Source organism: Winogradskyella algicola, assembly GCF_005869935.1.
GTDB classification, from domain to species: Bacteria; Bacteroidota; Bacteroidia; order Flavobacteriales; family Flavobacteriaceae; genus Winogradskyella; species Winogradskyella algicola.
This window is the reverse complement of record NZ_SZQF01000004.1, coordinates 169029-185316: the sequence shown is the minus strand read 5'-3', so window position 1 is coordinate 185316 and position 16288 is coordinate 169029. Positions and strand designations below refer to the sequence as shown.

Sequence of the window (16288 nt, the reverse complement as noted above, 5' to 3'; positions counted from 1 at the left end):
AAACTAAATTCAATTTCAAAATTGTCTTTAATTAGTATCTTTCAAAATCTAATTAACTAACCATTTTATGACAAAAGTTTTTTTACGGCTGCTCATCCTTATGTGCAGTTTTTCGCTATTTGCGCAAGATTACTTTCCAAGTAATACTGGTGTAAAATCTAAAAACACTAATTACACCGCACTTACAAACGCTACAATCTACGTTTCGCCTACAGAGGTCTTAAACAATGCCACTTTATTAATTAAAGACGGTAAAGTTGTAAACGTAGGCACTTCAGTAAACATTCCGAAAAACACTACAACCATTGATGTTTCAGGAAAAACAATTTACCCTTCTTTTATAGATGTCTATACAACGTTTGGTGTAAAAACCCCAGAACGTGGTGGCAATGGCCCAAGATATGGTGCCAGTAGAAGTGGCTTTTATTGGAATGACCACGTGATGCCTGAACAAGACGTTATGTCAAGTTTTAAGTACGATTCTAAATCAGCATCAGAACTGCACCAACTTGGTTTTGGTGTGGTTAATACGCATATGCCAGATGGTATTGTAAGAGGAACTGGTGCGCTTATTGCCTTAAATAATGATGCAGATAACTCACTACGTGTTGTCGATGGCGAAACCACACAGCATTTTTCGTTTCGTAAAAGTGTAAAATCACGTCAATCTTACCCTTCATCAATTATGGGAAGTATGGCATTATTGAGGCAGATGTACAACGATGCCAAATGGTATGCAAGTGGCAATGTAGATACTAAAGATTTATCATTAGAAGCCTTAAACAAAAACACATCGCTTTTACAAATTTTTGAAGCTGGCAGTAGAGCTAACCTTTTAAGAGCTGATAAAGTTGGTGATGAATCTAACGTGCAATATACCATTGTTGGTGGTGGTGACGAATACGAACGCATTAACGAAGTAAAGCAAACTAATGCTACAATTATTCTACCGATTGACTTTAAATTGGCTTACGATGTAGAAAACGCGCATTTAGCTTCAACATTATCATTAAGCGATATGCGTGCATGGAATCAAGAGCCACATAACCCAAGATTATTAGCTGAAAATGGTATTAATTTCGCCTTAACAACACATGGTTTAAAGTCTAAAAAATCATTTAAAACTAATTTACTAAAAGCCATTGAAAGCGGACTTTCTAAACAAAAAGCACTTGAAGCGTTAACTACAGTTCCTGCTTCGTTATTAGGAAAATCAGATGTTTTAGGTACTTTAAAAGCTGGTAGCTATGCCAACTTTTTAATTACTTCTGGAGATATTTTTGAAAAGAACACAAAACTTTTCGAAAACTGGGTTCAAGGTGAAGCGCATGTAATTGAAGATATGAATACCAAAGATATTGATGGTGATTACACATTTAAATTAGCAGGCGAAGATTACAAACTATCCATTTCTGAGAGTACATCAAAACCTAGTGCAAAACTTGAAAGTGGAGACCATCAATTAGGCTCTAAATTAAACTACGCAAATGATTGGGTTAACCTAACCTTTAAAACTGCAGATAGTACAAAAAGTGAATTTATTAGAGTAGTAGCCAATGCTGCAAATAGCAACAGTCTTAATGGTAAAGCCATTTTACCAAATGGTAATGAATTGTCATTCTTTGCGAGTAAAGCAAGTTCAAACGAGCAAGACGACTCTAAGAAAAAGGATAAGAAAGACTCAGAAGCTTCAAACGAAAGCATGAGTCCTATCACCTATCCTAATCTGGCATTCGGATTTACAGAACAACCAAAATCTGAAACCTTATTATTTAAAAATGCTACGGTTTGGACCAACGAAAAAGATGGTGTTTTAGAAAATACCGATTTACTTATTAAAAACGGTAAGATTTCAAAAATCGGTAAAAACCTTTCAGACAAAAATGCTACCGAAATTGATGCTACAGGAAAACACATCACTGCTGGAATCATTGACGAGCATTCACATATTGCAGCTGCTTCTATTAACGAAGGAGGACAAAATTCTTCTGCCGAAGTTACTATAGAAGATGTTATAGACGACGAAGACATCAACATTTATCGAAACCTTGCTGGTGGAGTCACATCGATTCAGATTTTACATGGATCTGCAAATCCAATTGGTGGTCGTTCGGCAATTATTAAATTAAAATGGGGAGAATCTGCAGAAGACCTGATTTATGACAACTCTCCAAAATTTATAAAATTCGCTTTGGGTGAAAACGTAAAACAATCAAGATCAAGTAGAAATGAGCGTTTCCCGCAATCGCGTATGGGAGTTGAGCAAGTGTTTGTAGATTATTTTACAAGAGCAAAAGCTTATGACGATGCCAAAAAAAGCGGTAAACCTTATCGTAAGGATTATGAGATGGAAGTTTTAGCTGAAATTTTAAATAAAGAACGTTTCATTTCTTGCCACTCTTATGTGCAAAGTGAAATAAATATGTTGATGAAAGTTGCAGAGCAATTCAACTTCAACATTAACACCTTTACACACATACTTGAAGGTTACAAAGTTGCTGATAAAATGAAAGATCATGGTGTTGGTGGCTCAACCTTTAGCGATTGGTGGGCTTATAAATACGAAGTAAATGACGCCATACCTTACAACGCATCCATAATGCACAATGCAGGTGTTATTACTGCAATTAATAGTGATGATGCAGAGATGGCACGTCGATTAAACCAGGAAGCTGCAAAATCTGTAAAATATGGTAATGTTAGTGAAGAAGATGCATTAAAATTTGTGACTTTAAATCCGGCGAAATTGCTTCATTTAGATGACAGAGTTGGTAGTCTTAAAGTTGGTAAAGATGCTGATGTTGTTTTATGGTCTGACCATCCACTTTCAGTGTATGCAAAAGCTGAAAAAACAATCATTGAAGGTGTCACTTACTTTGATTTGGAGCGCGACAAACAAATGCGAGCAGCCATTAAAAAAGAAAAAAGCGAGCTGATTAACATCATGCTTCAAGAGAAAAATAAAGGGTTGAAAACACAGCCTATCCAAAAGAAAGAAAAGGAATTATTGCATTGCGATTCTATGGATGGAGAGCATACAACACATCACCATTAAAACTTATTAAAATGAAAACATTAAAATCTATAAATATTATTCTTTTAATGCTGTATGTTACTTTCAATTTTGCACAGCAAACACCTGCACCAAAGCAAACCAAGGATTTTGCTATTGTTGGTGCAACAGCTCATATTGGCAACGGAGATGTTATTGAAAACAGTATCATTGTAGTGAGCAATGGTAAAATAACAACAATTGGTCCTGAAGCTTCTACTCCACTTACAAGACAAGCTATGGATATCATTGACGCCAAAGGCAAACACGTATATCCTGGATTTATAGTTTCTAACGGAACCTTAGGTTTGGTTGAAGTTGATGCCGTAAAAGCCTCTAACGATCTTTCGGAAATGGGTACTTTTAACCCTAATGTTCGTAGTATTATTGCTTATAACGCAGAGTCTAAAGTTGTTGAATCCATGCGACCTAATGGCGTTTTACTTGGACAAGTAGTACCTCGTGGAGGACGTATTACAGGAACATCATCTATTGTACAATATGATGCTTGGAACTGGGAAGATGCATCTATTAAGACTGACGATGGTATACACATTAATTGGCCTAGTAGTTTTAGTCGTGGTCGTTGGTGGCTAGGTGAAGATCCTGGATTAAAACCAAACAAAAACTATAGTACTCAGGTAAAAGAATTATCAGACTATTTTGCTGAAGCTAAAGCTTACAATACAGGCAGTAAAAAAGACAAACACTTGCCATACGAGGCGATGTCTGGTCTGTTTGATGGTTCTAAACATTTATATATTAATGCAGATGATGCTAAAAGTATTACGGACGCTGTAAACTTTGCAAAAAATCAAGGTATAGAAAAGCTAACTATTGTTGGTGGCTACCAAGCTAGCGATGTTGCCAATCTGTTAAAACAAAATAATGTATCTGTGATGTTGCAACGTGTACATTCATTACCAGAATTAGAAGACCATGATTATGATTACACCTTTAAACAAGCTAAAGCATTAGTGGATGCAGGTGTATTGGTCTCTCTAGAAACTAGCGGACAAATGGAACGTATGAACTCTAGAAATTTACCGTTTTATGCAGGCACTACAGTAGCTCACGAATTAACGAAAGAGCAAGCGCTTCAATTAATAACATTGAATCCTGCAAAAATTATGGGTATAGACGATATGTATGGTAGTTTAGAAGTTGGCAAAAGCGCAACACTATTTATTAGCGAAGGAGATGCATTAGATATGAGAACTAACAAATTGACTCATGCCTTTATTGATGGTAGAAACGTTAGTTTAGAAACGCATCAAACAAAGCTTTGGAAGCGTTATTCTGAAAAGTATAAGAATCAGGAAAACTAAAAACATAAAAAGCGAGCTCAATAGCTCGCTTTTTTTATTTGCTGTCATTCTGAAATGGTTTCAGAATCAAGAACAAAAATGAGAATCTGAAACAAGTTCAGATTGACAAATTTTTATCATTTTACGACAGTTGCTCCTTCTGGCATTTTAAACATTGTGCTATCTGGTGCTTCTTCAGATAGCAAAACATCAATAAATTCTACTGTATTTCTTTTTTCTGTTGGCAGACTGTTTTCATACTTATACCAATCTACTGACTTAGGCAATTTTAAACCATTAATGGTTTGCCAATTGTTGTAGCGAATAAAGTGAAAATCTTTACTCTTTTCATCCTTACCAAAAGTTACTGTATATCCTAACCATGCCATTTCTCCTGTAGCTTCATCGTAGTAAATTTTGTATTGGTCGTCTGGAGACTCACCAACTCCAGATTCGTAAGAAATTAAAATTCCTGGATAGGTTTTGCCCTCAAAAGTTAAAGGTTCAATGTCTTCATACATGATGCCATCGTCACCTAAAACAAAAGGCATGGCGTAAAAATAAAACATTAGACCTTTGTAAAACTTAGCATTGCCCTTGTACGGTTTATTATCTTTTTCTAAAACCCATTGCGTTGTACCATCGTAACCCAGTTTATAATCTGGTGTTTCAATAACTTCAGCTCTGGTTTTTAAATTTAAGGTGGTCACTTCTTTTCCGTTTGGTTTTTCCATTGTAAAGGAAAGCGACTTCATGGTATTCCAAGTATCTATTCCACCATGGGCATTAAACACTTTGGTAATTGATTCTGGATAAATACTAGTGGTAATATCTTCTTTTGACACTTCATTGACAACTGTAGATTCTGTTTGTTTTTCGTTTTTACAAGCTAAAAATAAGACAGTTAAAAGTAAAAGGTAAATTGTTTTTTTCATGGTTAGATTTATTTGTTTCAAGCTTTGACGAAAAAATAACACTAAAATTACAGTACCTTTGTTTTTATTATGATTAAACAAATTTCAAGCACACAAAACCCATTAATTAAAGACTTGGTTCAATTAAAAGACAAGTCTAGACAACGAAAAAAAACAGGTCAGTTTTTAATTGAAGGTAAACGAGAACTATCACTTGCTATTAAAGGCGGTTATAAGATTGAAACACTTTTATTTTTTCCTGATTTATTTTCAGAAAGTGAAGCCGAATCAATGAGTCGTTATGGTATTGAAATCATTGAAATTTCGAAAGAAGTTTTTCAAAAATTGGCACATCGAGACACAACAGAAGGTGTTATTGCAGTAGTAAATAGCAAAACACATTTGCTTGATGACTTAAAACTAACCAATAAAAACCCTCTGATTTTAGTTGCTGAAGCACCAGAAAAACCAGGCAATGTTGGCGCATTGTTAAGAACCGCTGATGCTGCTAATGTAGACGCTGTGATTATTGCCAATCCAAAGTCAGACTTGTACAATCCTAACATAATTCGCTCTAGTGTTGGCTGTGTTTTTACAACCCAAATTGCCATGACAAGCACTACCGAAGCTATAGATTTTTTAAAGCATTATAATTTCAATATTTTTTCTGCTATTCTACAAGAATCAAAGCCTTATCATACACAAAATTACACATTACCAACAGCTATTGTGGTTGGTACAGAAGCCACAGGACTAACCCAAGAATGGCGAGATGCCGCAACACAAAACATTAGTATACCAATGCAAGGTGTTATCGATTCTATGAATGTATCTGTTGCCGCAGGAATTCTTATTTTTGAAGCAGTTCGCCAAAGGCGAATTAATGAGTAATGAATAATTTGCAATGAATAATGAAAGAGAACATAATCGCTACGAAGACCTATAATTTTGCCATATCAATCGTAAATCTCAGCAAGGCTCTTGTATCAAAAAACGAATATGTTTTATCAAGACAAATCTTAAAATCTGGAACTTCAATTGGTGCCAATGTTGAAGAAGCTATTGGAGGAATATCTAAAAAAGACTTTAGAGCAAAAATGTCTATTTCATACAAAGAAGCAAGAGAAACACATTATTGGCTAAGAATACTTAGAGACACAAACTATATAACTACTGATGTAGTTTAATTCTCTCGAAAATGAACTCTCAAGCATTCTTAAAATATTATTTAAGATTATTCAATCTTCAAAAGAATAGCCAAATTATTAATTATTCATTATTAATCACTAATTGAGTAATATGACAGCACAAACCCTTTTCTACATCATCATAGCCATTATCCTTATCAATTTTATAAAGGATAAAATTCTAGACGCATTAAATGCCAAACATTTTAATGACGCTATTCCAATAGAATTAAATGATGTTTACGATGAAGACGAGTACAAAAAATCGCAAGCCTACAAAGCCACTAATTACAGATTTGGCATTTGGTCTTCCTTATTTTCACTTGTATTGACTTTAGGTTTTCTGTTTTTGGATGGTTTTGAATATGTAGATAATATAGCAAGGAGTTATTCTGACAATCCAATAATTATTGGTTTAATTTTCTTCGGTATTATTATGATTGCCAGTGATATTATTACCACACCATTTGCATACTATAAAACCTTTGTGATTGAAGAAAAATTTGGCTTTAACAAAACCTCAAAAAAGACTTTTATTCTAGATAAGCTAAAAGGTTTGCTCATGATGGCCATATTAGGTGGTGTTATTATAGCTTTAATTATTTGGTTTTATCAGATTACTGGAAGTCAGTTTTGGTTATATGCTTGGGGAATTGTAACGGTATTTACTGTATTTATGAATATGTTTTACTCACGATTAATCGTGCCCATGTTCAACAAACAAACACCTTTAGAAGAAGGGGAATTACGCAATAAGATTTCGGATTATGCAGCTTCTGTAGGCTTTAACCTTAATAAAATTTTCATCATTGACGGTTCTAAACGTAGCACTAAAGCGAATGCCTATTTCTCAGGTTTTGGAAGCGAAAAACGCGTTACGCTTTACGATACTTTGGTTAATGATTTAGAGGATGAAGAAATCGTTGCGGTTTTAGCGCATGAAGTTGGGCATTACAAATGCAAGCACATTATTTTTAATCTGGTTACTTCTATAGCATTAACGGGATTAACACTCTTTATTTTATCGGTTTTTATTTCAAATCCATTATTGTCTAATGCGATAGGAGTCGAAACACCTAGTTTTCATGTCGGACTAATTGCTTTTGGGTTGCTTTACTCACCTATTTCAGAACTTACAGGTTTAATAATGAATTACGTCTCAAGAGTTTTTGAATACCAAGCTGATGATTATGCCAAAAACACATACAAGGCTGAGCCATTAATTACATCATTAAAAAAACTGTCAAAAAACAGTTTGAGCAACCTCACACCTCACAAAGCGTATGTGTTTGCGCATTATTCGCATCCGACGTTGTTACAAAGAGTTAGGAATTTGAGAAAATGATGTCAAAAATACAATTTGAAATATTTAAAACGCCTGATGATTACCAAAATTGGAATAAGCACATTGAATTCTCTATCAGAACTGATGAATATGATGAAGACTTTAAAATCGAATTGTATAATGCTTTTAATTTTTTAAAACATGAATTAGGTAAAAGTTTCTTAAGACACGAAACTAAGAAAATCCATCCTTTCAAAAACTATTTGGCGAATCGAATAAAAGAATCATTCTTATGGATAATTTGGTTCTCTAAAACTTTAAAGCATTTCAAAGATAAAGATTGTAACTATGGTGAACTTAAAAATAAAGTTTTAGGTGTAAATAGTTTTGAAACTGAAGGTCTACCTTTCATTGAAATAGCTAGTAAATTTATACCAAATAACTTTGATTTTCTTTTTGAACCTTATAATAAAAATGGCAAAAAGAATCCAGATATTAGAGTAATTGATATTGAAAATCATCAAAAGTTCTATATAGAAATAACAAAACTAAACAATAGCCAATTAAGATTATCCCATTCTAAGAACTACCACAGTATATTCAGAGAGCTTTCTAAAGCGCCTATAAAGACATATTTTTCAGGAAAAATCTTAAATCCATTTAATGAAAAACGATTAAATGAAATAATAGAAGATTTAAAATCTATAAAAGAAAAAGTTTCTAGAAATGAGTTAATTGAATACTACTCAAATAAAGAGGTAGATATTGCTATTTCACACATATCTAAAGAAGATACACTTAGAGAGTGGTCAACAGAAAGAAATTATCCTTTGTTTGATATACAACCAATAGCGATTGATTTTAATGAAATTGATAGGATCATCAATAATAAATTAGTTGATAAAGCAAAACAAATACCAAGTAAAAATTATGGCATAATTTGTATTGCCATAGATTCTTTGTTCTTTTATGTTGATAATTCTAAAACTTCAATACAAAAAATTGAAAAGAAATTAAATCAGTCAGAATTTTATAATGTATTGGGTATCTATATTTATAGTCGGATAGGAAGAAGAACTGAAACTGTTATTAATAGCTACAAAAAACATATATATGGAAGAAAAAAAACATGCAATAATTACTGTGAGGATTTTCAGTTTATTATAAATAAGAATTGTTTAAATAAAATGAGTCAAAACACGCTAAATAAAATTTACACTGCTTTTTCAATATAAACAAAACCAACAAAAATTTCCTTCAAAAATCCCATTGCCTATCTCATAGACTTTGTTTACTTTAGTTGTTATGACGGAAGTAGACATCGAACAAGAAAATGCAGCCATTGCACAAGCTTACAAAGAGTTACTAAGAGTAAGCTACCAAACCTTAAGCAAAGACGATAAAAAATTAATTCGCCATGCTTTTGAGGTAGCCTTAGATGCGCACAAAGACCAACGACGCAAATCTGGTGAGGCTTACATTTTTCACCCGATTGCCGTGGCAAAAATTGTGGCTCAAGAGATCGGTTTAGACGCCACTTCTATTGCTGCTGCATTACTTCATGATGTTGTTGAAGACAATCCTAATTATACCATTGCAGACATGGAGCGCCTTTTTGGTGAAACTGTTGCGCGTATTGTGGACGGTCTCACCAAAATATCGGTTCTTAATAGGGAAATGGATGTGTCGCTACAAGCTGAGAACTTCCGTAAGATGCTGTTAACACTTAATGAAGATGTACGTGTTATCATCATAAAAATAGCAGACCGTTTGCACAACATGCAAACTATGGATTCTATGCGTGCGGACAAGCAAGTAAAAATAGCATCAGAAACTTTATACATTTATGCTCCATTAGCACATAGAATCGGGCTTTATAATATTAAGACAGAACTTGAAGATTTAGGTTTAAAATACACAGAGCCTGAAGTTTACAATGACATTTTAGAGAAAATGCAAGAAAGCAAGGAAGAACAAGATGCTTATATTAAAGCCTTCTCTAAAGTCATTGAAAAATCGTTAAATAAAGAAGGGCTTAATTACGAAATTAAAGGACGACCAAAATCCATTTTTAGCATACGCCGAAAAATGGTAAAACAAGGTGTTTCATTTGACGAAGTGTACGACAAGTTTGCTGTTAGAATTATCTACAAATCAGACTTTGAAAACGAAAAGTTTCTGGCATGGAAAATTTATTCTATCGTAACAGACCACTTTACACCAAACCCAATTCGTTTGCGTGATTGGATTTCGTCTCCAAAATCTACAGGTTACGAAGCGCTTCATATTACTGTTGTAGGACCTAAAAGCCGTTGGGTAGAAGTACAAATTCGTAGCGAACGCATGAACGAGATTGCCGAAAAAGGCTATGCTGCACATTACAAATACAAAAATGCCAACGACAAAGAGGATAATTTAGATCTATGGATCAACAGACTTCAAGAAGCTTTAGAAAATAACGAAGCTAATGCTGTTGATTTCGTAGAGCAGTTTAAACTCAATTTATATTCAAAGGAAATCTTTGTGTTTTCACCCAAAGGTGACTTAAAATCGTTACCTAAAGGTGCTACTCCTCTAGACTTTGCATTTAGCATACATACAGAAGTTGGCATGAAAACTCGTGGTGCTAAAGTCAACGGTAAGTTGGTACCGCTTAGCCATGAGCTACAAAGCGGAGACCGTGTAGAAATATTAACCTCAGACAATGCCAAACCAAACGCTAACTGGTTAGATTACGCAACCACTGCCAGAGCACGCAGTAAAATTAAATCGGCATTAAACGCACACACCAAAGAAATTGCGGAAGAAGGCAAGGAAATTCTTAGACGTAAGTTAAAGCAGCTCAAAATTACACTCAATGAAAAAAGCGTGAATGAGTTGGTGAACTACTTTAAGCTAAAAACCTCTTTAGATTTATTTTATCGTGTTGGTATTGGTACAATAGATAATACCAAACTCAAAGCTTTTGCTTCATCACGGAGCAACGCCTTTATGAGTTATATAAAGAGTAAAATCCGTAAGCCAGACGTACCTAATAAAGATATAGATAAAGAAGAGATTACCTCTAAGTATGACATGCTCGTTTTTGGTAAGGAAGAAGAGCGTCTCAATTATACACTTGCTAATTGTTGTAACCCTATTCCTGGTGATAAAGTGTTCGGTTTTGTGACTATTAATGATGGTATTAAAGTTCATAAAAAGAACTGCCCAAATGCAGTGAGTTTACAGTCTAACTATGCTTACCGAATTATGTCTGCCAAGTGGATAGATTCCTCTCAGCAAACCTATACGTCGCATATTAAGTTATCTGGTATAGACAATCTTGGTTTGGTAAACGATATCACAAAACTTATTTCTGAAAACCTTCATGTAAACATGAAAAGTATAAGTTTTTCTAGTGATGATGGGATTTTCAATGGAGATATAACCGTTGAGGTAAAAAACCAAACCATGCTTAAAAACCTTATTGATAAGCTTAAAAAAATCAATGGTATTGATAAAGTAGTAAGGGTTTAATTTTAATGGATTAAAAAGTATTGAAAACTTGTTCATTTCTTTCAACTTTAATCATAAATTAAATCATTCTTATCCTATATTTTTACGTAAATTTGCACCTTAATTATGAATGCAACAACAGAAGAAAGTAATCAGGAAATTGTAAAACGTGTTTTTACACAATTCCTTGAAGATAAAGGTCATAGAAAAACACCTGAACGTTATGCTATACTTCAGGAAATCTACGATAGTGAGGAACATTTTGATATAGAATCTTTATACATCAAAATGAAGAATAAAAACTATCGTGTGAGTAGAGCAACGCTTTACAACACCATAGAATTACTTTTAGAATGCAACCTTGTTAGAAAACATCAATTTGGTCAAAACCAAGCGCATTATGAAAAATCTTATTTTGATAAGCAGCATGACCATGTAATTCTAACTGATACAGGTGAAGTTATAGAATTCTGCGATCCTCGTATTCAATCTATTAAAAAAACCATCGAAGAGGTTTTTGATATCGAAATAACTAATCACTCACTATATTTTTACGGCAACCGTAAAAAAGACGACTAACTAATTTTTTAAAATGGCAGTAGACTTACTACTTGGATTACAATGGGGAGATGAAGGCAAAGGAAAAATTGTCGATGTATTTACCTCTAAATACGATATTATTGCACGCTTTCAAGGTGGACCAAACGCTGGTCACACCTTAGTTTTTAATGGCAGAAAGCACGTATTACACACTATACCTTCTGGTATTTTTCATGACAACACTGTAAACCTTGTTGGTAATGGTGTAGTTATAGATCCTGTGATTTTTAAAAAGGAATTAGACAAATTAGACGAACAAAATGTTGATTATAAAAAATCCCTCTGCATCTCGCGTAAGGCACATATCATTTTACCTACGCATCGCTTACTGGATGCTGCGAGCGAAGCTTCAAAAGGAAAAGCAAAAATAGGTTCTACACTCAAAGGTATTGGTCCAACTTACATGGACAAAACCGGTAGAAATGGTATTAGAGTTGGTGATATAGAATTAGCCAACTGGAAAGATAAATACAGAGCTTTAGCAGATAAGCATGAAGCTATGATTGCTTTCTACGATGTAGATATTCAATATGATCTAAAAGAGCTTGAAACAGATTTCTTCGAAGCCATAGAAACGCTTAAAACATTAAAGTTTATAGATTCTGAAGAGTATGTACACCAAGCACAACAATCTGGTAAAACTATTTTGGCTGAAGGTGCTCAAGGGTCGCTTTTAGATATAGATTTTGGCACATATCCATTTGTAACATCATCTAATACAACTGCGGCTGGTGCTTGTACAGGTTTAGGTGTTGCTCCAAGCCAAATAGGTGAAGTCTTTGGTATTTTTAAAGCATATACAACACGTGTTGGCTCAGGTCCTTTTCCAACGGAATTGTTTGATGAAGATGGAGAAACCATGGGTCGCGTTGGTCATGAGTTTGGCGCAACTACTGGTCGTCCTAGACGTTGTGGTTGGTTAGATTTGGTGGCTTTACGTTATGCTTGCCAAGTTAATGGAGTTACACAATTAATTATGATGAAAGGTGACGTACTTTCTGGATTTGACAAATTAAAAGTCTGTACAGCTTACAATTATAAAGGTGAAACCATTACGCATTTACCGTACAACATTGAAGAAGAAAACGTTTCACCAATATATACAGAAGTTAAAGGCTGGTCTGAAGATTTAACTGGTATGACAGAAGCATCTCAATTACCAGACGCTTTTAATGCATATGTTGCATTTTTAGAAAAAGAGCTTAACATTCCTATTACGATAGTATCTGTTGGCCCTGATCGTAAGCAGACGATTGTTAGGAAAACGGTATAATTTTGAATTTTTAGATTCTGTTAAAAAAACTGTTAACCCATACTAAAGCTAATTTATTAGTGTTATTTTTTAAAAACCATATGGCTTTGAATAGTTTAAAGAATCTAATTTTTATTATCACTCTTTGTATTTCTGGGTTAAGTTTTGCACAAGAAAAACAAAAAATCACCATAGAGTATGCTGGTATTGCAACGTCTGATTCTGAGATTGAAGATGGCGCTTTAGTGTTTCTACGTGATGAATCTCAGCAAGTACATTTTATTCATAAAGGAGTAAACATGTGGTGTGATAAAGCTGTATATTTTGAAGACCAGGACTACATAGAAGCGTACAGCAACGTTAACATGAAACAAGGCGATTCTATCAACATGGTCGCTAAATACATAGATTATAGCGGTAAAACAGAGATTGCTGTTGCAAAAGGTGATGTCGTATTAACCGAACCAAATTCAGTTTTAACAACCGATAAGCTATATTTCGACAGAACTCGGCAATTAGCATATTACAATACAAGTGGTAAAGTTGTAAGAGATTCCTCTGGTACTATTACAAGCCAGATAGGTCGTTATTATATGAATGCCAAAAAGTATCAGTTTACAAAAGATGTGGTGCTTGTAAATCCTGATTATACTTTAAACACAGAGCGCCTCGATTTTTTTCCTGATAATGGACATGCGTATTTGTTTGGCCCTTCAACAATTGTTGGTGAAGAAAGTAACATTTATACAGAGCGTGGTTTTTATGATACAAATGACAATACGGGTTATTTTCAACGTAATGCAAAAATAGATTATGACAATCGCACCATAGAAGGAGATAGCATCTACTTTGACCGTGATCGTAGTTTTGCTTCTGCTACTAATAACATTACCGTTACAGACACCATAAATAATAGCATAGTAAAAGGCCATTATGCTGAAGTTTGGCGCGATAAAGATTCGGTTTTTATTACCAAACGTGCTTTAGCAATTACTGTACAAGAAAAAGATTCGGTGTATTTACACGCAGACACGTTGATGGTAACTGGTAAAGAAGACCATCGCATAACAAGAGCATATTACAATGCCAGACTGTATAAAAGTGATTTGGCAGGAAAGGCAGATTCTATACATGTAGACCACAAAACTGGGCTAACAGAACTCATAAACCTTAGTAGATATAGTTCTACAGATGCTTTTGCTACAGCTCGAAAACCTGTGCTATGGAATATTGGCAATCAAATGACAGGTGATACTATTCATCTAATCTCTAATACTGAAACTGAAAAACTAGACTCTCTAAAAGTATTCAATAACGCATTTTTGGTAAGCAAAGATACTATTAGCGAAGATGGTTATAATCAAATAAAAGGTCAGCGACTCATTGGTTTGTTTAGAGATAATGAGCTATACAATGTAGATATCATAAAGAATGCTGAAACCATTCGGTACATGCGAAATGAAACCAACGAGCTAATTGGTATTCAAAAATCAAAATCTGGTAGTATTAATATTCAAATTGTAGAACAAGCCATAGAGGAAGTGAGATTTATCAATCAAATTGATGGCAATATTTTTCCAGAACCTGATTTTCCAAGAAACGCAAGACGTTTAAGAGGTTTTGATTGGCGTGGTGAAGAACGCCCAGGATCTGTTGAGGATTTGTTTAAAGACGACCCACCTTTAGTTTTACCTAAAATTTCTGGATTAGAGGATTATGTTCCACCTGAAGATTTTGTGGACGATAGCTTAGCGGAACGTGTTGAAGAGGCTGGTAAAGCTACACCAAACAAACCTAATAAGGCTGCACAAAATCTTCCAAAAAAGGAAGAAAAGGAAACCGATTCAAAAGAAAGCAAATCTAAAAAAGAACAAATTACAACTCCACCAAAAGTGGATTGGACACCAAAAAATAAACCTGCTGAGGTTTCTGAAAAAAAGAAAAAACTGAAAGCAAAAGGAGGACTATAATTGCTAAACGATTTTTTTAAATATCAAGCGCAAACCACACCTCATCCTTTAGCTATGGAAATTAGCCATGCCAAAGGTTCGTATATTTTTGATAAAAACGGAAAATCTTATTTAGATTTTGTAGCTGGTGTTTCGGCTTGTTCCTTAGGGCATTCGCACCCTAAAGTAGTGAATGCTGTAAAAAAGCAACTAGACCAGTACTTACATGTAATGGTTTATGGAGAGTATATTCAAGAACCAGCAATAGAACTTACTAAACTTATAGCGAAGCATCTTCCCGCACCTTTAGAAACCACATATCTTGTAAACTCTGGGACTGAAGCTATAGAAGGTAGCTTAAAATTGGCCAGACGCTTCACAGGCAGAACAGAAATTATTGCTGCTAAAAACTCGTATCATGGCAATACCATGGGTTCCTTAAGCCTTATGGATTATGAAGAACGTAAAGCACCTTTTCTGCCGTTGATTCCAGATGTTAACCATATTGCTTTTAATTGCGATTGGTGTCTACATAAAATCACCAATAAAACAGCTGCCGTCATTTTAGAAACCATACAAGGTGGTGCTGGTTTTATTGAACCTGAAAACAATTATCTTCAAAAAGTACAACAACGTTGTAACGAAGTTGGTACTGTTTTTATATTAGATGAAATTCAACCAGGAATTGGAAGAACCGGTAAACTATTTGGCTTTGAAAATTATAATTGCCAACCAGACATAGTTGCTACCGGTAAAGGTCTTGGTGGAGGTCTGCCTATTGGTGCCTTTACTGCATCTAGAGCTATGATGCAAACACTAAGTGATAATCCAAAACTAGGACACATAACTACTTTTGGAGGTAATCCTGTGATTGCAGCAGCAGCTTTAGCCACTTTAAAAGAAATAACAGAGTCTACACTTATTGAAGATACGCTCAAAAAAGAAAAATTAATTAGACAACACCTTAATCACAAACACATCAAAGAAATTAGAGGAAAAGGATTAATGTTAGCTGCAATGGTAGATAATCCTGAAATAACTAACGACGTTATCCTTAAAGCTAAAGAGGAAGGATTGATTTTATTTTGGTTACTTTTTGAACCAAAAGCCATAAGAATTACGCCGCCACTTACCATTTCTAATGAAGAAATTATTAAAGGTTGTAAAATAATAACTTCAATATTAGACAATATCTAATCCTTACTTTTCATTTTAATTTATTGATTTACAATCAATAAAAAAGTTTA

The 16288-nt window shown here is 34.3% G+C and carries 12 protein-coding genes; 11 read left to right on the top strand and 1 reads right to left on the bottom strand.

Annotation, left to right across the window (positions count from 1 at the left end; all coding sequences use genetic code 11):
- The first annotated feature begins 67 nt into the window (after window positions 1-67).
- Together FC091_RS08320 and FC091_RS08315 are read left to right on the top strand one after the other, a co-directional pair.
- On the top strand, window positions 68-3055 hold the full coding sequence (locus tag FC091_RS08320) for an amidohydrolase family protein (RefSeq protein ID WP_246035833.1): 2988 nt from the start codon (window positions 68-70) through the stop codon (window positions 3053-3055).
- A gap of 11 nt (window positions 3056-3066) precedes the next feature.
- Window positions 3067-4380: an amidohydrolase family protein gene (locus FC091_RS08315; protein WP_138433815.1), complete on the top strand. Its 1314-nt coding sequence runs from the start codon at window positions 3067-3069 to the stop codon at window positions 4378-4380.
- Window positions 4381-4496: 116 nt separating this feature from the next.
- Here FC091_RS08315 and FC091_RS08310 read toward each other — a convergent pair whose 3' ends face one another.
- Window positions 4497-5294 (bottom strand): DUF6503 family protein, encoded by a 798-nt coding sequence (locus tag FC091_RS08310; RefSeq protein ID WP_138433814.1) that lies wholly within the window; start codon window positions 5292-5294, stop codon window positions 4497-4499.
- Between the two features lie 69 nt (window positions 5295-5363).
- Here FC091_RS08310 and FC091_RS08305 point away from each other — a divergent pair, with 69 nt between their 5' ends.
- The 9 genes from FC091_RS08305 (at window position 5364) to FC091_RS08265 (ending at window position 16238) form a co-directional block, all read left to right on the top strand.
- A complete protein-coding gene (locus tag FC091_RS08305) occupies window positions 5364-6164 on the top strand; it encodes a TrmH family RNA methyltransferase (protein ID WP_138433813.1) in 801 nt (266 codons plus the stop codon).
- 20 nt (window positions 6165-6184) lie between these two features.
- Window positions 6185-6460 (top strand): four helix bundle protein, encoded by a 276-nt coding sequence (locus FC091_RS08300; protein WP_246035832.1) that lies wholly within the window; start codon window positions 6185-6187, stop codon window positions 6458-6460.
- A gap of 112 nt (window positions 6461-6572) precedes the next feature.
- On the top strand, window positions 6573-7805 hold the full coding sequence (locus tag FC091_RS08295; protein ID WP_138433812.1) for a M48 family metallopeptidase: 1233 nt from the start codon (window positions 6573-6575) through the stop codon (window positions 7803-7805).
- Window positions 7805-8980: a hypothetical protein gene (locus FC091_RS08290; protein WP_138433811.1), complete on the top strand. Its 1176-nt coding sequence runs from the start codon at window positions 7805-7807 to the stop codon at window positions 8978-8980. Before FC091_RS08295 ends, FC091_RS08290 begins: the two co-directional genes overlap by 1 nt.
- A gap of 70 nt (window positions 8981-9050) precedes the next feature.
- Window positions 9051-11261, top strand: coding sequence for a RelA/SpoT family protein (locus FC091_RS08285; protein ID WP_138433810.1), 2211 nt, complete (start codon window positions 9051-9053; stop codon window positions 11259-11261).
- Window positions 11262-11366: 105 nt separating this feature from the next.
- Window positions 11367-11819, top strand: coding sequence for a Fur family transcriptional regulator (locus FC091_RS08280; protein WP_138433809.1), 453 nt, complete (start codon window positions 11367-11369; stop codon window positions 11817-11819).
- Between the two features lie 13 nt (window positions 11820-11832).
- Complete coding sequence (locus tag FC091_RS08275) at window positions 11833-13113, top strand: adenylosuccinate synthase (RefSeq protein WP_138433808.1); 1281 nt, start codon at window positions 11833-11835, stop codon at window positions 13111-13113.
- Between the two features lie 80 nt (window positions 13114-13193).
- Complete coding sequence (locus FC091_RS08270) at window positions 13194-15062, top strand: OstA-like protein (protein ID WP_171032492.1); 1869 nt, start codon at window positions 13194-13196, stop codon at window positions 15060-15062.
- Complete coding sequence (locus FC091_RS08265; protein WP_138433806.1) at window positions 15063-16238, top strand: aspartate aminotransferase family protein; 1176 nt, start codon at window positions 15063-15065, stop codon at window positions 16236-16238.
- Window positions 16239-16288 lie beyond the last annotated feature (50 nt).